We start from the raw sequence: 249 nt of genomic DNA, 5'->3' as shown, positions 1-249 counted from the left end.
CAATCCAGTGGCGCGTACGCGCCTTTTATATCTGTGCTGCTCAGGCGCAGCAGGACGTGTTCATTTCACAGAAAAAAGTGCCCTTGATCGACGCTCCCACCCTGAAGGCAAGCCGTGCCAATGGGATCCCACTAAAAGCATGCGGGAAACAAGTTAATGGATCGTCGCAAGTGACGATGGAAAAGACTCTGGAAGGGGTTTGCATCCCCTCCCATCGCGTCGCTCCTTCGTCGCTCACCGGCCAAAAGA

General features: G+C 54.6%; 1 protein-coding gene. It reads left to right on the top strand.

Features of this window, described 5'->3' with window-relative positions; all coding sequences use genetic code 11:
- Nucleotides 1-249 (top strand): hypothetical protein (locus tag QN359_RS19950; RefSeq protein ID WP_323493643.1); only part of this gene is annotated, 249 nt, incomplete at both ends.

The organism is Undibacterium sp. 5I2 (assembly GCF_035019605.1).
Lineage (GTDB): Bacteria > Pseudomonadota > Gammaproteobacteria > Burkholderiales > Burkholderiaceae_D > Undibacterium.
This window is presented reverse-complemented; position numbering and strand designations above follow the sequence as displayed.